Here is a 20,678-nt window from a genome sequence, read left to right on the forward strand (position 1 = left end):
CCCCCCTCCCCCCCCCCCCCCCCCCCCCCCCCCCCCCCCCCCCCCCCCCCCCCCCCCCCCCCCCCCCCCCCCCCCCCCCCCCCCCCCCCCCCCACAGGTAGGGTGTGAAATTTGGGATTGGAATCAGGCGCTGGCCGCCATCCCATACCGCCGATGATGCACCTCAAGCTGATCCTTGATCACCTTGAGCACCTTGGCCTCATGTTCATGAATGAAGAAGTGCCCACCGGCGAGCATGTCCACGGAAAAGCTGCCACGGGTTTCCTTGCTCCAGCCGATCAACTGCTCGGTGGTGGCCCGGTCGGCCTTGCCGCCGAGTACATGCACCGGACACTTGAGCAACGGGCGCTGCATGGGCTCGAAGCGTCCGCACAACTGGAAGTCGGCGCGCAGGATCGGCAAGGTCAGGCTCATCAACTCCTGGTTGGCCAGCACTTCTTCGCTGGTGCCGTTGAGCGTGCGCAGTTGTTCGATCAGTTCGGCATCGGTCTTGGGTTCGGCGAAACCGCGGTCGTAATCCTCGCGCATGGTCGGCGCGGCCGTGCCCGAGGCGAACAAAGCCACCGGCTCCGGACAACCTAGGGCACGAAACGCATGGGCCATCTCACAGGCCAGCAACGCACCGAGACTATGGCCGAACAAGGCATACGGCGCCTTGAGCGTGGCTCTCTGTTCCTGCGCCAATTGCAGCGCCAGTCGGCGCATGTCGGTGTGCAACGGTTCGCCGAACCTCGCCCCTCGCCCTGGCAGTTCCACGGGCTGCACTTTCAGCCATTGCGGCAATTTGCTCCGCCAGCGGCTATAGACCATGGCGCTCGCGCCCGAATAGGGCAGGCACAGCAATGTCAGCTGGGTCACCGGGCTTTCCTTGTAGGTTGTCTACCTAGAGAACGGATGAGCGCCACGGGGAATTAGTCGTGCAGAACCCTGTAGGAGCGAGCATGCTCGCGAAGGACGTCAACGATAACGCGGGGCATCAGACAGCCCGTGTCGTCCATGCGTCCATCGCGAGCATGCTCGCTCCTACAGGTAATGCGTTATTTCAGGTGGCGGTAACTTTGTACCGCAGATCCCAGCACCACAGCCCCCGCCGCGATCGCCACCCAAAACCCGCTGCGCGCCCCGAACGCATCCACCATCCACCCGGAACTGGCGGCGCCGATCGCCACGCCGATACTCAACCCGGTGACCAGCCAGGTCAGGCCTTCAGTAAGCTTGGCCGGCGGCACGATCTGCTCTACCAGAGCCATCGCGACAATCAGGGTCGGGGCAAAAAACAGACCGGCCACGAACACCGCCAGCGACAACCCGAGAATGTTCACTGCCAACAGCAGCGGCAACGTGGTCACTGCCGTCGCCACACCGCCGTAGAGAAACAGGCGCGGCAGCGGTACTTTCGAGCGCAGCGCACCGAACGCCAGTCCGGCCATGCAGGAACCGATGGCATACACGGACAACACGATGCTCGCCGAGGCCGGTTGGCCCTGCTGCTGGGCGAAGGCCACGCTGACCACATCCACGACACCGACGATGGTGCCCATGGCGACCATCAACAGCATCAGCAACTGGATGTCCACGGAGCGGATGATCGAGCCCTTGTGATGTGCTTCGTGAGGGTGAACCGCCGGCTCGGTACTGCGTTGCAGCACAAACGCGGTGACGCCGACAGCCAGCATCAGCAACGCTGCCAGCGGCCCGGCTTCGGGGAATGCCACCACGCACAGGCCCACCGACAGCGGTGGCCCGACAATGAAGCAGACCTCGTCCAGCACCGACTCCAGCGCGTACGCCGTTTGCAGTTGCGGCTGGCCGCGATACAACTCGGTCCAGCGCGCCCGCACCATCGCCGACATGCTCGGCATGCAGCCGGCGATGGCGGCGAACAGGAACAGCATCCATTGCGGCGCCTGCAAACGGGTGCACAACAACACCATCAACAGCGCCCCGCCCCCAATCAGTGCCGACACTGGCAGGATTCGGCGCTGGCCGAAACGGTCCACCAGCCGCGACACCTGCGGTGCACAAAACGCCGTGGCCAGGGCAAAGGTCGCCGCCACCGCGCCAGCCAGGCCATAGCCGCCCTTTACCTGCGAGAGCATGGTGATCAGGCCGATGCCGGTCATCGAAATCGGCATGCGCGCGATCATGCCGGCCAGGACGAAGGCGCGGCTGCCTGGGACTTTGAACAGTTCGCGGTAGGGGTTTGCCATGGGGGCCAGTCTCGATAAGGGTCTGCAAATTGCCATATCGGCGGATCGAGGGGGAAGCCGCAAATTGTTGGGTGAATGTGAAGGCCTCTTCGCGAGCAGGCTCGCTCCCACAATGGGTGGCGTACACCCTTCAACAGGAGTCTGAGCCGAAGATTTTCGCAGACCAAAGTCCTACATTTATTAAACAAAATACCCGGAAATACCCTGTTGCCAGCCGTTACATCCCCACCTAACATCCCGCCTCAACGGGAACAGCGGAGCTGTCCAAACAAACCCGAACTCAAGGAACCGGAATGAGCCAACGCATCCACCGCAGCATCGACCTCCCCCTTCGCACCGGCTTGAACCGCGACGAACTGTGGGACGCCCACGACAGGGGCCTGATCAAATGCTGGGAAATCGGCCGTCAGCGCGCCGCCCGCTTTCCCGGCCTCGCCCAGCAATGCCTGGCTGGCGAACTCCCGGTGCTGGGCTGGAAAGGTGGTGTCAGCCGCAGCCTGAAAAAACTCGAAAAGTACGGTTCCCTCAAATACCTCGCCCAATGGCAGGGCTTGCGTGGGGAGGATCTGGACGTGGATTTGAGCGAAGAGCGCGCGCTGACCTGCTCACGCACGGGGATGGTGGTGACGTTCACCCCGGATCGGGCGAAGTATTTTAATCAGGTGACGGAAGCCGTTGAGTAACGCCGCCCTGTTCAAGGCATCAGCGAATCCGCCGCACCACTAACGGAAAACCGTTCCCTATAAGCCTGCGGCGTCACCCCCATGGCCCGCAGGAAACTGCGACGCAACGTCTCCTCGCTGCCGAACCCGCATTGCACGGCGACTCGCTTGATCGGCACGCCGGTATCGCTGAGCAAGCGTCGCGCCGTTTCGACGCGGATCAATTCGATGGCCCGGGCCGGGGTCTGGCCGGTGTCCGCGCGGTAGTGGCGTACGAAGCTGCGTTCGCTCATGCCGGCCTGCAAGGCCAGGGTCGGGATGCCGAGATCCTTGGTGAGGTTTTCGCTGATCCAGGCGTGAAGTTCGTCGAAACGGTTGCCTTCTTTCTGCAAGGACAGGGTCACGCTGAATTGCGACTGACCTCCGGGGCGCTTGAGGAACACCACCAGTTGCCGGGCGACTTCCAGGGCCATGGTGCGGCCGAGGTCCTCCTCGACCATCGCCAGCGCCAGGTCGATGCCGGCAGTGACCCCGGCCGAGGTCCAGACCGGGCCGTCGTTGATGAAGATCGGATTGGGTTCGACCTGCAATTGCGGATGCTGCTGCGCCAGTTGATCGCATCGGGTCCAGTGGGTGACCACGCGCCGTCCATCGAGCCAGCCGCTGGCCGCCAGCAGAAACGCCCCGGTGCACACCGAGGCAACCCGTCGGCACTGCAGCCCATGCGTGCGTACCCAGGTCACCAGCGACGCGTCTTCCGACGCCGCGTAAACACCCCAGCCCCCGGCGATGATCAAGGTGTCGCTGCCCTGCTCGGGCAAGGGTTCGGCCAACAACGCCAGGCCCGCCGATGACATCACCGCCCCGCCGCCACTGGCAATCACAGAAGGTGCATAAGGCGTCGGCAAGCCTTGCTGGCGGGCGATGTCATTGGCCGAGGCAAACACCTGCAAGGGACCTGTGACATCGAGCAATTGTACATTGGCGAACGCGAGCACATGAATGGTTCTGGGCATTTTGGCGTAATTCGTGGGGTGATTGGCGTGTACGCCAAATCCTGGGCGCCTAGAGTGAACTTGTCCACCCACTTCAGGAGAAAAACACCATGACCTTGCAGATCGGTTTTCTGTTGTTTCCACAGGTGCAGCAACTCGACCTGACCGGCCCTTACGATGTGCTGGCCTCGCTACCGGATGTGAAGGTGCATCTGATCTGGAAGGATCTGGTGCCCGTCACCGCCAGTACCGGCCTGGTGCTGAAGCCGACCACCACCTTCGATGACTGCCCGGCGCTGGATGTGATCTGCGTGCCCGGGGGCAGCGGTGTCGGGCCGTTGATGGAAGATGTCCGGACCTTGGCGTTCCTCAGGGAACAGGCCGCCCATGCGCGTTACGTGACATCGGTGTGCACGGGAGCGCTGGTACTGGGAGCGGCAGGATTGCTCAAGGGAAAACGCGCTACGACTCACTGGGCCTATCACGAGTTGCTGACACCGCTGGGAGCCATTGCGGTGAAGGATCGGGTGGTGCGCGATGGCAACCTGCTGACCGGTGGCGGGATCACCGCGGGTATCGATTTCGCCCTGACCCTGGCGGCAGAGTTGTTCGACCGGGACACCGCTGAGCGGGTGCAATTGCAACTGGAATACGCCCCGGCACCGCCGTTTCAGGCGGGTAGCCCGGAAACGGCGCCGGCTCGGGTTCTGCAGGAGGCCCGTGAGCGTGCCGCAGGTTCGTTGAAATTGCGCGGGGAAATCACCGAGCGTGCAGCGGCGAAACTCGAACGCTAACCGTGTAGGAGCGAGCTTGCTCGCGATGGTCGTTAACGATAACGCGTGCTGACGGGTAAACGCGGTGCTCTTGAGACCATCGCGAGCATGCTCGCTCCTACAGTTCGAGTTTCACCGGTATTTTCTTGCGCCCATAAAAAAACCCGCCGAAGCGGGTTCTTCCAAGACCATTACGACTCCCTGTCGTCAGCACTCCTTGCGAATGGCCGATCATCCATGATCCTGAGCACTCCCTGTGCGTCAGTGGATGGGGCCAGAATACGCATGGGATCCAATTTGTAACAGAAGATATATCTGCCATCGCGTGTAAGACATTCGCTATAGCCACCCTTCCGAAAACCCTTAGATGACTCATTCGCTCTCACGCTCACGGGCCTTGGCGCTTTCGGCAAGAAAGTGTTCCAGCCTGCCCAACTGCTCTTCCCAGCCACGGCTGTCCATGTAGTACGCCTCTTTCTGGCGTATGTCGGGAATGTGCGCAAAACCGGACTCGGACACCTTCAAAAGCGTGCCGCCCTCGTAGTCTTGCAGTTCGAACTTGACCAGTGTGGTCGGCTCCTGGGAATAGTCGATCTTCGGGTTCACGGCGTACGGGTGCCAGCGAAACGAAAACAACTGCTGCGGCTCGACCCGCTCGACCAGCACATTCCACAATACGTGTTCATAACCGGGATACGTGACCTGCCCCTGCGTCCATTCGCCGGCAATAAAACGCCGGCCTTCGAGCGCAACGCCAAACCATTGACCGAACGCCTCGGCATCGACCAATGCCCGCCAGACATGGGAGCGCGGCGACTTGAGCATTATTTTGCGTTCAAAACTATTGGGAACTGGTTTCATACGTCACCTCCTGTAATGAACAACAGTAGGCCTGTAAGACCACATGTCCAGTCCGAAAGTTGTACGAATGCGGTGTCAGCGGTCGAAATCGCAACCTTTGCATCGCCACTCGCTTGGCTACACTGCACCCCCAACTTCCCTGTCACTGCGAGCTTCCTTCATGTACTCACGTTTTTTCCTGGCGCTGACGCCTCTGATTTTCATCCCCCTGGCCCAGGCCGTGGACTGCGATAACGCCACCGACCAGACCACGATGAACCAGTGTGCGGCGCAGCAGCACGCTGCGGCGGACAAGGAGTTGAATGCGCTGTACCAGCAGATCACGTCGCGGCTCAAGGGCAATCCTGATGGCAAGAAATTGCTGGTGGGGGCGCAGCGCTCATGGATTGCGTTTCGCGATGCCGAGTGCAAGTTCTCGGCGTCGGGGGTGGAAGGCGGGAGTGTTTATCCGCTGATCTATGGCAATTGCGTGACGGAATTGACCAAAGCGCGGGTCGAGACGTTCAAGACGTATCTGAAGTGTCAGGAGGGGGATTTGGGGTGTCCGGTGCCGGGGGTTTGATGCTTCGGTGTACTTGAGGGCCTCATCGCGGGCAAGCCCGCTCCCACAGGTTTTGTGTGCGACACGAACCCTGTGGGAGCGAGCTTGCTCGCGATGGCGTCAGTGTAGACTGCGCAAATTACCGAACAAACACCTGCGCCGTGGTAATCGCCATGTCCCCACCCGGCAATTTGATGCTGCCGACCTGTTTCAGGCTGTCGGCATCGAAGATCGCCACATCGTTGAATGTCCCGGCCAGGTAGATCTTGCTGCCGTCCTTGTTGAGGGAAATGCAGTAGTAGGAGTGATCAAGCGTCGCCGCTTGCAGCAATTTCTTCTCCTTGATGTCGTACTTGGCCAGACGGTTGAGCACGCCATACATCACGTTCGGGTCTTTTGGCGAGCGCATGCCGCTGAAATAGATTTCCGTCAGTGGCCCGAAGTCAGTGGTTTCGGTCTTGCCAGTCTTCAGGTCGATGCTGAACAGGCCGTACAGGTAGTCGGCGGTGGCCGGGTCCTGTTTCTTGTCCTTGAACTTCGCGGTGGTGTAGAGCAGCGAGAAGTCATGGCGATAGGTCTGCTGGTTCCACACGTAGAGCACGTCGGGCGCGGCGTAGTTCGGGCGTTTCCAATGACGGCTGGGGATCAACACGTCGAATTTGCCGGTCTGCACGTTGACCTTGTAGATATCCGCACCGGCCACATACAAGGTGCCGTCGTCACCGCTCTGCATGATGGTCAGTTGCCGGGGCGCCGGGAAACTGCGCACCGCCTTGGCGTCCATGCCGGCGTCGGTCTTGTACACATCCAGCCGAGGCTGCTGCACTTCGTAGCGATCGTTGAGCATCAACGTCGGATTGGCGATGGTGTATAGCTCCTTGCCGTCATGGCTGACGGTGAAAGCGAACATCGACCGTGCCTTCTCCCCCGGTTTCTGGGTGATGCTGGCGTGGAACACCTGTTTGCAGCTGTCCAGTTCGACGCCGTAGACATCCGCGTAGTGGTTGTTCAACACGTAGGCGGTCTTGCGATCAGGCGACAGCTGCACGGTGCCGGGGCCGAAGGCGTCCGGCATCTTGCAGGTCTTGAACAGCGTGTCGGTGGCCAGGTCGATCACATGCAGGTTGTTCGGGTAGTTGGTGGTCAACATGTACTCGTGACCGTCTTGCAACGCGGTGTTTTCATCGGCCAGAACACTGAGCGAGCAGGTGCTCAGAACCGCGAACGCGGCGAGGCCGCAGGCTTTCAAATTACGCATGCTGGAATCCTTCTTGTTATCTGATCACTTGTCTTTCGGGAAGACAGTGCCGAGGTTTCGCCAGTTGTCGTTGGACGCCTGGGCATCCTTGTTCCAGTCCGGGTAGGTGCTCATCATGTCCGGCACCTGGGCCGGCCACCAGCAAGGGTCGGAGCAGCCATACAAGTCGGCTTCCATCGGCTGGCACAGCGACGACACACCGCCGAACGCATCGATCTCCCAACCCGGGTCGGTGGTCGAGGCACAGCCCGCCACGGAGCTCATGGCGACCACTTCTTCGATGCGGTTCTCGTCCGCGGCCTGATCCAGCTTCAACGCTTTGTTATTGATTGCCTTGAGATGTTTCATATCAGTGAGCCTTGCGCGGAGTGATGTAGCTGCTGATGAACGCAGGGTTATGGGCCATGATCCGGGTGTAGACCTCGATGCCGAAGTCGACCCAGTCACGCATCAGTTCGCAGTAGTGATAGGTCGGGTGCGTCGGGTCGCCATAACGGGCGTAGCTCTCGTGGTAGCAGCCGCCGGAGCACAGGTTGCGGATCTGGCAGTCGTTGCAACCGGTGTTGGTGCGGTCCAGGCGCTCGGACAGGAAGTCGTTCAACTCCATCTGCTTCACGCCGCTGTGGACGTTGCCAAAGGTAGGCATCGATGAGCCGGTAAAGCGGTGGCACAGGTTCAACTCGCCCTTGTGATCCACCGCCAGCATCTTCAGGCCCGCGCCGCAGGGCAGCGCCTTTTTGTGGCCTTCGTGGATGTCGGTGATCAACTGGTGCAGGTTGGAGAAACCGATGTTGCGGTGCTCCAGTGCCGCCTCCAGGTAACGCCGACCCAGCGCCTTCATGTTGGCGAACACCTGCACCAGTTCTTCGCTGGTGAGGTTGAAGCTGCTGATGTCGCCGGAGGTCACCGGGGCAAAACCGACTTCGGCAAAACCCAGTTCGTTGAACAGGTGATCCCAGATGGTTTCAACATCGGTGACGCCAGTGGTCAAGGTCACCCGCGCCCCTACCGGACGGCTGTTGTAGCGCGACAGCAGCATCTCGGCCTTGCGCCGTACCACGTCGTAGGTGCCCTGCCCGCCCACGGTGATGCGGTTGCGGTCGTGCACGGTTTTCGGCCCGTCGATACTCACCGACAGTCCGAAACGGTGGGCGTTGAGGTAGTCCACGGTTTCTTCGGTGAGCAGCGTGGCGTTGGTGGTCATCACGAATTCGACGAACTTGCCCGCCTCGCTGAAGCGCTTCTCACAGTAATCGACCATGTACTCGATCAACTTGCGATTGCTCAGCGGCTCACCGCCGAAGAACACCACGGTGAAACGCTCTTCGTCCGGGGATTCCTTGAGCAGCATTTCCACCGACGCGATGGCGGTTTCCACGTCCATTTTCTTGCCGGCCGAGGGCTTGTCGAGGTCTTCCTTGTAGCAGTAGGTGCAGCTCAGGTTGCAGCCGGTGTTGACGTTGAGCACCACGGTGTTGATCGCCGTGCGCTCGACACGCTTGGTGGCGATGTCCGGGGTCAATGGCGAGCCGTCGCTGACCAGTTCCAGGGCCATCAACTCACGCAGGGTTTCGTTGATTTCCTCGCCGTTGAAACGAGTGCCGAGCCGCTGGATCAGGTCTTCCGGCGAGCAACCGGGACCGCGCAGCGTATCGATAATGGTGCCCGTCAGTTCGTCGCTGGCGAACAGCGAACTGCTGGGGATGTGAAACAGCATGCGGTCGGCGTCGACCTGCACTTCGTGCAGGTTGCGTTCGACCAGATTCAAAATTGCGCCCATGGCAAACCTCCTGTGCAGGCCCCGCTTGGCGGGGCTTGCGGTCATTCCGAAAAGTGTCTGAATCGCTGCCGATCAGGCCAATTTATGGAATGGGTGGGTTGTTCCAGCGTTGCACGGTCACGATCATGTGGCCCTCGCCGGTCAGGGATTTCCCTGCGTCGTCGACGGCGGCGATCACCTTGAGGTTGCCGGCATTGTTGGTGGACATCTTGCGTGCAGGGTTCGGCCCGGCGTCGCCTGGTGTGAACACGCCCGCGTCGGCCTGCATGGTGCCCGCGTACTTGACGTCTTCGTCTTCCTTGGCGCGGTCATCGAAGGCCTCGACCTTCCATTGCGCCGGGAACACGCCGATACGATACGGCTTGCCGTCGGCGCCCTTGCCCCAGGCTTCGGCGTCGAAACGGCCCTGCACCTTGGGCGTCGAGCCACCGCCCTCGCCGATCCGTGCTACCGAGAACTCCGGCACCACTTTGACCTGGGCAATCTTGCTGTAGACCGACAGGTTCGGCCCTTTCAACGTGCCGACGGTAACGGCGCGCAGGCCCGGTTGGGCATTGGCCGCTGCCTTGAGTTTGACTTTGATCTGTTCCGGGCTCTGCGAAACGACTTCGACCACTTCAACGCCTTTGCCGAAGTTGGGTTTGCCGGTGAGGCCGCTGCCGATCAAGGTCACTTCGGTTTCGCTGCCAGCCTTCAGGTAACCCGGCTGCACCGCCAGCAAGCGGCTGCTGCCCTGCTTGGCGGCGACGAAGTCCAGACCCCGCTCGTCATGCTCGGCCTCGAACATCCGGCCCTGCATGGCATTGCCCTGGGCGGCGAACACCTGACGCATAGTCACGCCATCGATGGTCACGTTGCCGCGCCATTCGAAACCGGTGTAGAGAATCGCGCTGCCATCGCCGTTAAACGACGTGCCATCGGCGTATTGACCTTTGACACTAACCTTGAAGGTGTCCTTGCCGTCGGCACTTACGCTCATCACACCCGCCAGTTCACCCTTGCCCGGCATGTGGCCGCTGAAGCTCCAGTCACCCACCAGCGCTTCGCTTTTCGGTGCACTGCTCAGCCATTTTTTCCAGGCCGGGTTGTCCAGCGGATAACGCTTGGCCAGCAGCGGTACCATTTCCTTACGGGCCAGATCGAACCAGTCACGGTCGCGAGACAGGGCCTGGTATTCCAGCGATGGCCATTGGCCGAGGTGGAAGTTCACCAGGCGCTCCCATTCCTGGGCCGGACGGCGTTGCAGCGCGACCCGCGCACCGGAGTGGCAGCGGCCGCACATCTGGCTGTGCTGGTCGTCGAACTGTTCGACGGTGTTGAGCCGGCGCTCCATGGCGTAGCGCACGCCGTCGGTTTCGCTCGGTGCCAGGCCCTGGGTGTCGGCCAGGTACTTGACCAGCGTCCGGCGGTCCTCATCGCTGATCTGCAGACCGTGCATGGTCTGCATGCGCGCAATGCTCATCAGCCAGCCTTCCGGCGTCTTGCGCTGGTGGCTGATGCGACTGAAGGCGTTATCGGCTTCGGGGGTGTGACAGCCCTGACAGGTTTCCTTGAGGATGGTCTGGGCGTCGCGGGCTGCCAGGCTGTAGGGCGAATGCAGCGCCACACAAGCGGCCACGGCCAGCAGACTGGCACTCAGGCCTGATCGGAGTTTTCTCTTCATCAACGTCGAACCTCGCACGGTGCTTTCTTATTTTTGTTGCTGATCGTTTTTTTGGTTTCTGCCGCCAGTGGTGAGCCGCTGACGGAGGCAAGAGAAACGTCTGCGATGAGCAATACACGGAGCGTGCCAGCTTGCCGATAAGCTTTTTAATCAATCACTTGCGTTGATTTGACTGCATAAAGCCATGCCTGGACGAGCTTGTCGGCGTCTAATATCGCGACAGCTGTTGCAGTCTGAGACAGCATAGATGCCCCTCATCGGTCAGCCATTGACGGGTCATACGGGTAAGCGCGAAATGGTGATTCACCGATTGCCAAGCGGGGGATAAACCAATGGCAAGCCTCACTGTCCTGGCGGGGGACTTTCTGCAGGGTGACGGAGATTACCGGGATGGCGTTTTTACCCTCAGAACGTCGCTCCACCCGTGGCCCGGCATCAAGCTCCCGCTGACGAAGTTCAAAAGCCTGGAAGTGGCCAACGAGGAATCGATCAACAACATCAAGGAAGCCATCGGCTTCGGCGTTGCAGGCGCCATGTTGCTCGGACCGCTCGGCGCATTCGCCGGGTTCATGTTGGCCGGCAAGGAAACCGAAGTGACCTTTCTACTGACCCTCAAGGATGATCGAAAGCTGCTAGTTGCCGCCGATAGCAGCACGTTCGATGAAATATCGCGAAAAATGACGTCTTGAGATTTGCCATCCCGCCGCACCACCACCGTGGTGCGGCTGAAACCTACTCAATGATATTGGGGTGGTTGGGCGCCTTTGTGCGATTCGATCTGCTGGCGCATTTCCGCCACCAGCGTGGCGATCCCGTGAACCGTGTCCAGTTTCCACAGCGGAACGTGGGTGGCCACCAGATCCACTTCGCCGGTCAGGCAATCGCAGACCCGAATCGTCAGGGATTGATCCGGCGCCAGGCTGCAGGTGCACACCGACGGCAGGAAACAGCGCTCGATAATGCTTTGAATTTCCAGGGGTGAAAGGTTCATCGCTACTTCCCTCACGCCAGTTGGTTGCCGGGAAAAAGGTCCGTCATTTCACCCATCGAACGAGAAAATTCTAATCCTCGCCAAGGGGTGCCTCAAGATGACGGGCGGGCTGTTCGTCGTCTCACACGCTGTCGCGATATGAGACAAAACCATCACGCGGCCGATATTCCACAGTCTCGGGAAAAGCCCCGTGCGACAAGGGCTGACCGACCTTCCCGAACACTTGGCACAGCCATTGCGAAAGCCCCGTTCACACGAACAACAAGAGGCCTCGCCATGTCGCTCCCTAATCTGCTACCCGCCACGTCGGCCTTTATCCAGCGCGCCCCACGCATGCTCATCGGCGGCGACTGGGTCGAGGCCGCCGACGGCCAGACCATGAACCTGCACAACCCGGCCACCGGCGAGGTGCTGTGCGTCGTGCCACGGGCGACACCGGAAGATGTCGATCGCGCCGTGCTGGCCGCCCGTCAGGCATTCGATGATTCGGCCTGGACCCGCACCCGCCCCCGTGAGCGGCAAAACCTGTTGTGGAAACTCGCCGACCTGATGCAGCGCGACGCCGAACTGCTGGCGCAGCTGGAATGCCTGAACAACGGCAAGAGCGCCGCGGTGGCGCAAGTAATGGACGTGCAACTGTCCATCGACTTCCTGCGCTACATGGCCGGCTGGGCGACCAAGATCGAAGGCTCCACAGTCGACGTGTCAGCGCCGCTGATGCCCAACGACCAGTTCCACAGTTTCATCCGCCGTGAAGCGGTGGGTGTGGTCGGCGCCATCGTCGCCTGGAACTTCCCGCTACTGCTGGCCTGCTGGAAACTCGGCCCGGCGCTGGCCACCGGCTGCACCGTGGTGCTCAAGCCCGCCGACGAAACCCCGCTGACCGCACTGAAACTCGCCGAGCTGGTGCTGGAAGCTGGCTACCCTGAAGGGGTGTTCAACGTGGTCACCGGCACCGGTATCACCGCCGGCTCCGCCCTCACTCACAACCCGTTGGTGGACAAGCTGACCTTCACCGGCTCCACCGCCGTGGGCAAGCAGATCGGCAAGATCGCCATGGACTCCATGACCCGGGTCACCCTGGAGCTGGGCGGCAAATCGCCGACCATCGTCATGGCCGACGCCGACCTGCAAAGCGCCGCCGCCGGCGCCGCCAGCGCGATCTTCTTCAACCAGGGCCAGGTCTGCTGCGCCGGTTCGCGCCTGTATGTGCAGCGCAAGCATTTCGACAATGTGGTGGCGGACATTGCGGGAATCGCCAATGCGATGAAGCTCGGCAACGGCCTGGACCCGAGCGTGGAAATGGGCCCGCTGATTTCCGCGCGCCAGCAGGAACGGGTCTACGGCTACATCGAGAAGGGCCGGGAAAGCGGCGCCACCATCGCCTGCGGTGGCGAGCAGTTCGGACCGGGTTTCTTCGTCAAGCCGACGGTAATTGTCGATGTCGATCAGAAGCATTCGCTGGTGCAGGAAGAAATCTTCGGCCCGGTGCTGGTGGCGATTCCGTTCGATGACGAGGCCGAGGCACTGCGCCTGGCCAACGACAGCCCTTACGGCTTGGGCGCGAGCATCTGGTCCAATGATTTGGCGGCGGTGCACCGGATGATTCCACGGATCAAGTCCGGTTCGGTGTGGGTCAACTGCCACAGCGCCCTGGACCCGGCGCTGCCGTTTGGCGGGTACAAGATGTCGGGGGTCGGGCGGGAGATGGGGTATGCGGCGATTGAGCATTACACCGAGCTTAAGTCGGTGTTGATCAAACTTTAATTAGCGGCGCTCTTACTGGCGCCATCGCGGGCAAGCCCGCTCCCACAGGGTTTTGTGGTGAATTTGAGATATTCGACATCACACAAATCACTGTGGGAGCTGGCTTGCCAGCGATAGCGGCAGATCAGTCAATGCAAAACTCAGGGCTTGTACCCCTGCCCCAACAACCAACTCCTGACCATCCTCCCCTGCTCCACCGTCAACCCCGCCAGCGCCTGCTCGGCAGGTTCGGACCGCAGTCGCCGCACCAGCGGGGCCAGCTCCACCCCCTGCACATGCCAGATCCCCAACGGCTGATCCGCCGTGATCACCACTTCGGCCTCGTCGACAAATCCGTCACGCAATACCGGCGCCCGCTCGATCCGCAGCGCATTGAAATCCGCGTTTACGTGTGCGGCCTCGGCATCCGGCCACTGCCGTCGCGCCTGCCAGAACGGCTGATCAAGCCAGCGTTGTTCATCGGCATAAAAATCCCGACCAATGCGTGCAAACCGCAAGAACAACTGCTCCACCCGCTGCTGGTGAAAACGCCGGGCCAGCGCCACTCGTTCAGGCTTGCGCAGCAAGGTGTTGATCACCGTCGGCGCCTGCAATGCCGACGACAGGGATTGAAAGATGCCGTTGCCCGACAACGGGTCCACCGCCATTGCCGCATCGCCAACGCGAATCCAGTTGTCGCCGCACACCTGCGGGCTCAGGATCGCCGTACTGCTGCGGGCGTGCAGTTGCAGGTCAAACTCAGGCTCGCCGCCGAAAAAAACCTGGGCCAGCGCCGATGCCTGACGTCGCTGTCGACAGTAGTCGAGCAACTGCGCCTTGCCCGGCAACCCGGCACTGGCCACGTCCACCGTCCATTGCCAGTAGCACTGGCCGTCAGCCCGTCGCGCCATCCAGGCCCAGCCGTCTTCAAGGCTTTCCACGGCGCTGGCGGTGGCGCCCGGCTTGCCTTGCCAGCGATTGAGCAGGCTGACCGTCTCCGGCCCGCGCAAGCCTTTGCCGAGGGCCGGCGCCTGGCGCCCGCGGGCTTCCACCAGAAAGTCCGCGTCCAAGGCCTGGCGCCCGTCGATCTCGATTCGATGCCCCGTGATCGAGGTCTGCACCGACAGCACCCGGCCTTCGACCACTTCAACCCCTTCCACGCGCAAGGCTTCCCGCAGGCCGCGATCGAAGGTCGGACGATCCAGCAGAAACTCCACGTTCTGCGCATGTTGCTGGCCGTTCCAGTTCACCTGTCGCTGAGACGGCAGTAGCGCTTGCTCCAGCGCCTGATCCAGGCCGGCACCACGCAAAGCCTCCAGCACTCGCTGGGACACACCTTCCAGCGCGGCAAACCGCCGCCATTCGCTGACCAGCGTGACCGCATAACCGAGCCGCCGCAGCCCCAATGCCACCGCTGCGCCCGCAGGCCCGGCACCCAGTATCACAATCGACGTCATGGCCCGAAACGCCGTTCAGGGCCACGGTAACGGGCGTTCTGCCGCAGATACTCGATGACCTGTTGATTGCTCGCCTCGGGCTGCTCCACCAGAAACGCCGCAATGTGCCCGCTCAACGCCGCGCAACCGAGGCTGGCGCCGGACTGCCCCGGATAGGTGCCGTGCACACACGCGGCGAAATCCGCCTGGGCGCTGTTGAGCCACGACCATTCGAGTTCGGCACAGCGCGCATCACCGGTGACCCGCAGTACCTGTGGATAATTCGCCGGGTACACGCCTTCGCCTTGCGCCGGGCTCGATGCACAGAGCAAGACACCGCGCTCCACGGCCGCTGCGCAAGCGGTGCGCAAAAGGCTGCGGTCCTGACGCAGGCCAAGGCTCAGGTTGATCAGGCGCACATCCTGCGCCACCAGCCAGTCGATCGCCGAGGCGATCTGCAACGCGCTGGTGACCCCGCGCTGGTCGAACACCTGAGCCACGCAAAACAGCGCCGACGGTGCACGGTGGCTGATGGCTTCGATGACTGCGCTGCCGTGGCCCAGCGGATCGTCACGTAAGTCGCCTTCGGCAAGCCCATCCTCGACCAGGGAAAAACGCCGCCCGGCGATCACCTGGACCCGTTGTGCCGCCGAGTGACCGCTGTCCACCACGCCGATGCGCAGCTCTTTTTTTTCATGCCGCTCGGGTTTTTCATACAGCTCAGGCTTCATGCAGCACCGTTTTCGAGATCAGCACGCCGTCGAGCAACTCGAAGCGCAGGTCGGCATCGGCCAGGGTCGAGGGACGGTGGCTGATCAGGATCCGCGTGCGCCCGGCAAACAATCGGTCGATGGCCTCGATCACTTCGCGCTCGGTGGCTTCATCCACCGCCGAAGTGGCTTCGTCGAGCACCAGGATCAATGGGTCCTGCAACAGTGCGCGGGCAATGGCGATACGTTGTTTCTGCCCACCGGACAACTGCTGGCCGCGTTCGCCCAACGGACTGTCGAGCCCTTCGGGCAACGACGCGATCAGGCTGTCGAGCTGCGCCAGGCGCGCCACTTCGGCAATTGCTTCACGACTGGCGTCCGGCACCGCATAGGCCAGGTTGTCGGCGAGACTGCCGCGAAACAGCACGATGTCCTGGCTGACCACGGCGATGCGTCGACGCAACTGAAACAGGTCCAGCTCACGCACATCCACTTCGCCGAGCAGCACCCGCCCTGACTGCGGGTCGTGGTGGCGTTGCAGCAGGTCGATCAGGGTCGATTTGCCGACACCGGAGCCGCCGCTCAGGGCGACTTTCAACCCATAGGGAATCCGCGCCTCGATACCGCGCAGGGTGGTCGAGCGCCCGGGATGGCTGAAATGCACATCGTCGAAGCGCAGCTCGCCAGAACTCGGCATCGGTTGTGGCGAGTCGGGCGAAAGTACCGTCGGCTGTTCACCACGCAACTCCATCACCCGCCCGAGGCTGACGGTCATGCGCTGGATCGCCACATAGAGCCCGAGCAAACTCTGAACCGGCCCGACGGCCATGCCCAGATACGTGGAAAACGCGATCAGCGCGCCCAGTTGCCAGGTGCCCTGCACCACCCAGTAACCGCCAATCAGAAAGGCACAGGCCCGGGACAACGAAGTCAGCGTGCCCGGTACGGCCTGGGTGAAAAACTCGGTGACTTGCAGGCGCAGCAACTGGCTCATGTAGCCCTGGCCCAGGCTCTCCAGGCGCCGCGCTTCGCGCTGTTGCTGGCCGGCGGACTGGATGAATTTCATCACCGGCAGCGTTTCGACCATGAACGACGACATGTCCGCCGTACGTTCGCGCAACTGCCGCACATCGCGCTCGACCTTGCGCCGCATCCAGCGCAGCCACAGTACGTCGAGGGGAATCAGCACCAGCGCCAGCAGCGACAGCTTCCAGGACAGGGTCAACAGCATCGCCACCGCCACCACCAGGCCGATCACGCTGGAAACCGCCGAGAACAGCGAGTCCACGGCAAAGCGCTGGATCTCCGCCACGTCGCCATCCAGGCGCGACATCAGGTCGCCGATGCGCCGCTGGCCGTAGAAGCCCGGCGATAAGGTCTGCAAGTGCCGATAGAGGTCATCGCGCAGGGCAAACAACATGCGCCCGGACAGGCGCGTGTGCAGGTAACGGTTGATCCCGGACAGCGCCGTGCCCAGCAGTCCGGCGACGATCATCAGCACGGCGATCAGCACCAGCATCGAAAAGTCGCGCGCCAGCAGGCCGTCGTCGATCAGCAGTTTGGTCAGCCACGGTTGCACCAGCACCAGCGCCGAGGCGCAGACCGACAGCCCGAGCAGGCCGGCAATCGCCAGCCGATGGGGCCGCACAAAACTGTAGAGCCAGTGCAGCGAGGCTTGCAGGGCCTCGGGGTTCTGGCTGTCGATCAGCCGGACGATCAGGCGGCGCATCACGAACGCAACTGTTTGAGCTTGCGATACAGGGTCGCGCGACTGATGCCCAGGGCGTCGGCAGCGGCCGAGACGTTACCTTGATGAGCGTCCAGGGACTGGCGGATCATCTCCAGCTCGTTTTCACGGATGCTGCCGGACTGGGGCCGTTCGGTCGCGGTCAGCTCGTCGAGCATGCTGTCGGGCAAGTGATCGAGCGTTAGGACAGTTTCCCCCGGCTCGCGCATGGCCAGTGCGGTGCGCAAGACCATCTCCAGCTGGCGGATGTTGCCCGGCCAGTGATAGTTGCCAAGCAGACGACTCAAGTCGTCATGCAACACCACCGCGGGTGCGTCGAGCCGGGTCAGCAAACGACCGACCAGCGCACTGAAATCCTCACGCTCGCGCAGGGCCGGGAGCATCACGCTGATGCCGTTGACCCGGTAGAACAGGTCTTCGCGAAAGTGTTTTTCGTCCACCAGACGCTTGAGGTCGCGGTGGGTGGCGCAGATCAGCGCGACGTCGATGTCCTGCTCTTCGCCGGCGCCCAGCGGCGCCACCTTGCGGTCCTGCAACACCCGCAACAGTCGCGCCTGAAGTGCCAATGGCATGTCGCCGATTTCGTCGAGAAACAGCGTGCCGCCGTGGGCCTGTTGCAGGCGACCGACCATGCCGCCCCGGCGCGAGCCGGTGAACGCACCTTCGCGGTAGCCGAACAGTTCGGACTCGATCAGGCCTTCGGGAATCGCTGCGCAGTTCACCGCGACGAAGGGTTTGTCGCTGCGGCTGCCGGCCATGTGCAGGGCACGGGCAATGACTTCCTTGCCCGTGCCGGTTTCGCCCAGCAACAACACCGGCAACTGGTTGGCCAGGCCTTGACGGGCCATGCGCAGGGCACGGGCATAACGCTCGTTACTGCCGGCCAGCGACTCGAGGTCAGGTTGTGCTTTTGTGGTTTTTGCCGGGGAACGTGGTGGAGTACCGACGTTAAGGGTTCGCTGCGGCGCGCGCAGGGTTTTATAAAAAAACTCGCCCTTGGCGGTCTGCAGGCTGCCGGCGCCGCCTTGATGCAGGCGCGCCAGCAATTGCAGGCCATCGACACCGAGAAACTCTTCGCAACGTCGACCGACCAGCGCCGAACGCTCGGCATGCAGCAACTGGCAGGCCTGGGCACTGACCGCGAGGATCTGTCCGCCGAGGCTGACCGCCAGCAGGCCCTGCCATGGAGATTCGAGGTACTGGCGACGGCTGTGGAAGGCGAGGACGATTTCGTCCGGGTAACTGGCGTTGAACACCCGGCTTTCGATCTGGCTGACCGCCATGGCCAGCAGCGCCGTACTGTCATGGGCGCGACCCAGCGGGCCTTCGCGGGTCAGGTCGAGTACACCGAGGATCTCGCCTTGCGGGCAATGGATCGGCACCGAGGTACAGGAAAAATCGCTGAGGCGATCCAGGTAATGTTCGCCGCAATCGATCAGGGTCGGCCGGGCTTCCACCAGCGCGGTGCCGAGGGCATTGGTACCGCGAACGGCTTCGCTCCAGCAGGCGCCCAGGGTGATGTCTTGCAGGCCGCTGCCCTTGAGGCGGTCGGCGCGCCCTTCGACGGCGAGGATGGTGGCGTCGGAGTTGGCGAGAATGATCAGCCCTTCCTTGCCCTGGCGTTCAGCCAGGTAATCGATGGCCGGTAATGCGGCGTCGATCAGCAGTCGATTGCTCGACAGCAGCACGTCGAGGCTGGCACTCGATTCCAGCGCCAGCTCATGCTGGGCATTGAAATGCACGCCATGGCTGAGGCTGCGTCGCCAAGAGGCATCGATTTCCGCCCGCAGCACGCCGTCCGGCACTTCGCCTTCCAGGTGCAGTTTTTCCCGTGCCAGCCGGGCTTCGCGGTGCAGTTTGGGGGAGGTTGTTTTTATTAGCGTCATCAAGCGCTCCGGGTCGTCCGCCCTGCGCCGTAACTTTATATGTCGGCGCTGTGGAGCCATCTTTACGTTAACGTCAGGGCGATGGCAAGTGCCTTACGGCGCTTGTGTTCCGGCAGGTGGACCGAGTCATCGTTCTTCGCGAGCAGGCTCGCTCCCACAGGTACCGGGTTGACCACAATTCCATGGGTCAACTCAATCCACTGTGGGAGCGAGCCTGCTCGCGAAGGGGCCCTTATAGACACCGAAGAATCAGAGCTGCCACACCTCAGGACTCACAAAAAACGCCCGCGCGTTATCCTCCAGGCTCTCCAGGTGATACCCGCCTTCCTGCACGATCAGGCACGGCATCCCGAGGCTGCGAATCCGCTCGCCGAGCACGGCAAACCCTTCGCGGGTCACCGCCACTTTGCTTTGCGGGTCCAGTTCGTAGATATCGAAGCCCAGGGACAGCACCAGCACCTCGGCGCCAAAATCGGTCACGGCCTGCAGGGCTATATCCAGTTGCCCGAGGAAATCCGCCTCACTGGCCCCATGGGCCATCGGCAGATTGAGGTTGAAGCCCTCGCCCACCCCGGCACCGCGCTCATCGGCAAATCCGGCGACACCCGGATAGAAATTGGTCGGATCACCGTGCACCGAGACGTAGAGCACGTCGTCACGGTCGTAGAAAATTTCCTGAATGCCCTGGCCGTGGTGCATGTCGGTATCCAGCACCGCCACTCGCGCAAACTTGTCGCGCAGTACCTGCGCCGCTACCGCTGCGTTATTCAGATAGCAAAAGCCCCCCGCCGCTTCAGCCCGGGCGTGGTGCCCCGGCGGACGGCACAAGGCATAGGCGGCGGGTTCGCCATCCAGTAACGCCTTGGCGCCGGCGATTGCACTTTGTGCCGACCAATAGGCCGAGCGCCAGGTTTGCTCGCCCACCGGGCAACTGCCATCGGCCAAATATCGCGCCGCTTGCGCGAGCACGCCACGCAAAGCGTTGGGTTCGCGGACGAAAATGTTCGACATCACCTCATCGCCCCAATCCTCCGGGACCTCCTTCCAGCGCTGGTGGGCTTCCTGAAGGAACGCAAGATACGGCGCGCCATGCACCGCCAGCAGCGGATCGAGCCCGGCATCGGTGGGTTGCTCGACGGTGAAGCCCAATGAGTGCGCCGCTTGCACCAAGCGTTGTGCGCGCTCCGGCACTTCCTGCGGGGTGCGCATCTGGCCACGGGAGTAGTAGCTGCGCGGATGGTGAAGCAATTGTTCGGGGTGGAAAAAACTGCGCATGGGGATGAATTCCTGTCAGTTAGCCTGAATCCAGAATTTGAACTCGGTCCCTGTGGGAGCGGGCTTGCCCGCGATAGCTATGCATCAGGCAACATAGATGTTGACTGACACTCCCTCATCGCGGGCAAGCCCGCTCCCACAGGG

The 20,678-nt window shown here is 62.1% G+C and carries 19 protein-coding genes; 5 read left to right on the plus strand and 14 right to left on the minus strand.

Annotated features, from left to right (window positions below; genetic code table 11):
- Positions 1 to 123: 123 nt before the first annotated feature.
- On the minus strand, positions 124 to 858 hold the full coding sequence (locus ACSFE6_RS26340) for a thioesterase II family protein (protein WP_435430334.1): 735 nt from the start codon (positions 856 to 858) through the stop codon (positions 124 to 126).
- Between the two features lie 179 nt (positions 859 to 1,037).
- Positions 1,038 to 2,210, minus strand: a complete 1,173-nt coding sequence (locus ACSFE6_RS26345; RefSeq protein ID WP_435430335.1) for an MFS transporter — start codon at positions 2,208 to 2,210, stop codon at positions 1,038 to 1,040.
- A gap of 293 nt (positions 2,211 to 2,503) precedes the next feature.
- On the opposite strand from ACSFE6_RS26345, the gene ACSFE6_RS26350 reads away from it, so the two are divergent.
- A complete protein-coding gene (locus tag ACSFE6_RS26350) occupies positions 2,504 to 2,893 on the plus strand; it encodes a hypothetical protein (protein ID WP_435430336.1) in 390 nt (129 codons plus the stop codon).
- An 11-nt stretch (positions 2,894 to 2,904) separates the two neighbouring features.
- Here the strand turns inward: ACSFE6_RS26350 and ACSFE6_RS26355 are convergent, their stop codons facing one another.
- Positions 2,905 to 3,888, minus strand: a complete 984-nt coding sequence (locus ACSFE6_RS26355) for a GlxA family transcriptional regulator (protein WP_435430337.1) — start codon at positions 3,886 to 3,888, stop codon at positions 2,905 to 2,907.
- 89 nt (positions 3,889 to 3,977) lie between these two features.
- Here ACSFE6_RS26355 and inhA point away from each other — a divergent pair, with 89 nt between their 5' ends.
- A complete protein-coding gene (gene inhA, locus ACSFE6_RS26360) occupies positions 3,978 to 4,661 on the plus strand; it encodes an isonitrile hydratase (RefSeq protein ID WP_435430338.1) in 684 nt (227 codons plus the stop codon).
- A gap of 351 nt (positions 4,662 to 5,012) precedes the next feature.
- On the opposite strand, the gene ACSFE6_RS26365 is transcribed toward inhA, so the two are convergent.
- Positions 5,013 to 5,501 carry an SRPBCC family protein gene (locus ACSFE6_RS26365; RefSeq protein WP_435430339.1) on the minus strand — a complete coding sequence of 163 codons (489 nt, stop codon included), beginning with the start codon at positions 5,499 to 5,501 and terminating at the stop codon, positions 5,013 to 5,015.
- 160 nt (positions 5,502 to 5,661) lie between these two features.
- Here ACSFE6_RS26365 and ACSFE6_RS26370 point away from each other — a divergent pair, with 160 nt between their 5' ends.
- On the plus strand, positions 5,662 to 6,063 hold the full coding sequence (locus ACSFE6_RS26370; protein WP_435430340.1) for a lysozyme inhibitor LprI family protein: 402 nt from the start codon (positions 5,662 to 5,664) through the stop codon (positions 6,061 to 6,063).
- A gap of 118 nt (positions 6,064 to 6,181) precedes the next feature.
- Here the strand turns inward: ACSFE6_RS26370 and peaD are convergent, their stop codons facing one another.
- The 4 genes from peaD to peaA all read right to left on the minus strand — a co-directional run bounded on the left by peaD (position 6,182) and on the right by peaA (position 10,743).
- On the minus strand, positions 6,182 to 7,300 hold the full coding sequence (gene peaD / locus ACSFE6_RS26375; protein WP_435430341.1) for a quinohemoprotein amine dehydrogenase subunit beta: 1,119 nt from the start codon (positions 7,298 to 7,300) through the stop codon (positions 6,182 to 6,184).
- A 24-nt stretch (positions 7,301 to 7,324) separates the two neighbouring features.
- Positions 7,325 to 7,648, minus strand: a complete 324-nt coding sequence (qhpC, locus tag ACSFE6_RS26380) for a quinohemoprotein amine dehydrogenase subunit gamma (RefSeq protein WP_008016081.1) — start codon at positions 7,646 to 7,648, stop codon at positions 7,325 to 7,327.
- Between the two features lies 1 nt (position 7,649).
- Positions 7,650 to 9,080, minus strand: coding sequence for a quinohemoprotein amine dehydrogenase maturation protein (gene peaB / locus ACSFE6_RS26385; RefSeq protein WP_435430342.1), 1,431 nt, complete (start codon positions 9,078 to 9,080; stop codon positions 7,650 to 7,652).
- An 82-nt stretch (positions 9,081 to 9,162) separates the two neighbouring features.
- Positions 9,163 to 10,743, minus strand: coding sequence for a quinohemoprotein amine dehydrogenase subunit alpha (gene peaA, locus ACSFE6_RS26390; RefSeq protein ID WP_435430343.1), 1,581 nt, complete (start codon positions 10,741 to 10,743; stop codon positions 9,163 to 9,165).
- A gap of 332 nt (positions 10,744 to 11,075) precedes the next feature.
- Here peaA and ACSFE6_RS26395 point away from each other — a divergent pair, with 332 nt between their 5' ends.
- Complete coding sequence (locus ACSFE6_RS26395; RefSeq protein WP_435430344.1) at positions 11,076 to 11,432, plus strand: hypothetical protein; 357 nt, start codon at positions 11,076 to 11,078, stop codon at positions 11,430 to 11,432.
- A 47-nt stretch (positions 11,433 to 11,479) separates the two neighbouring features.
- Here ACSFE6_RS26395 and ACSFE6_RS26400 read toward each other — a convergent pair whose 3' ends face one another.
- Positions 11,480 to 11,734: a DUF1652 domain-containing protein gene (locus tag ACSFE6_RS26400; protein WP_435430345.1), complete on the minus strand. Its 255-nt coding sequence runs from the start codon at positions 11,732 to 11,734 to the stop codon at positions 11,480 to 11,482.
- 276 nt (positions 11,735 to 12,010) lie between these two features.
- On the opposite strand from ACSFE6_RS26400, the gene ACSFE6_RS26405 reads away from it, so the two are divergent.
- On the plus strand, positions 12,011 to 13,501 hold the full coding sequence (locus ACSFE6_RS26405) for an aldehyde dehydrogenase family protein (RefSeq protein WP_175390720.1): 1,491 nt from the start codon (positions 12,011 to 12,013) through the stop codon (positions 13,499 to 13,501).
- A 140-nt stretch (positions 13,502 to 13,641) separates the two neighbouring features.
- Here the strand turns inward: ACSFE6_RS26405 and qhpG are convergent, their stop codons facing one another.
- From qhpG to ACSFE6_RS26430, 5 genes are all read right to left on the minus strand, one after another.
- On the minus strand, positions 13,642 to 14,937 hold the full coding sequence (gene qhpG, locus ACSFE6_RS26410) for a flavin-dependent monooxygenase QhpG (RefSeq protein ID WP_435430346.1): 1,296 nt from the start codon (positions 14,935 to 14,937) through the stop codon (positions 13,642 to 13,644).
- Positions 14,934 to 15,647: a subtilisin-like serine protease QhpE gene (gene qhpE / locus ACSFE6_RS26415; protein WP_435430347.1), complete on the minus strand. Its 714-nt coding sequence runs from the start codon at positions 15,645 to 15,647 to the stop codon at positions 14,934 to 14,936. Before qhpE ends, qhpG begins: the two co-directional genes overlap by 4 nt.
- Positions 15,637 to 17,355, minus strand: a complete 1,719-nt coding sequence (locus ACSFE6_RS26420; RefSeq protein WP_435430348.1) for an ABC transporter ATP-binding protein — start codon at positions 17,353 to 17,355, stop codon at positions 15,637 to 15,639. Before ACSFE6_RS26420 ends, qhpE begins: the two co-directional genes overlap by 11 nt.
- Complete coding sequence (locus ACSFE6_RS26425) at positions 17,355 to 19,259, minus strand: sigma-54-dependent Fis family transcriptional regulator (protein WP_435430349.1); 1,905 nt, start codon at positions 19,257 to 19,259, stop codon at positions 17,355 to 17,357. The genes ACSFE6_RS26420 and ACSFE6_RS26425 overlap by 1 nt, the downstream gene beginning before the upstream one ends.
- A gap of 249 nt (positions 19,260 to 19,508) precedes the next feature.
- Positions 19,509 to 20,534 carry a histone deacetylase family protein gene (locus ACSFE6_RS26430; RefSeq protein WP_435430350.1) on the minus strand — a complete coding sequence of 342 codons (1,026 nt, stop codon included), beginning with the start codon at positions 20,532 to 20,534 and terminating at the stop codon, positions 19,509 to 19,511.
- Between the last annotated feature and the right edge of the window lie 144 nt (positions 20,535 to 20,678).

The sequence above is a fragment of the Pseudomonas baetica genome, from assembly GCF_051216495.1.
In the GTDB taxonomy this organism is placed as follows: Bacteria; Pseudomonadota; Gammaproteobacteria; order Pseudomonadales; family Pseudomonadaceae; genus Aquipseudomonas; species Aquipseudomonas baetica_B.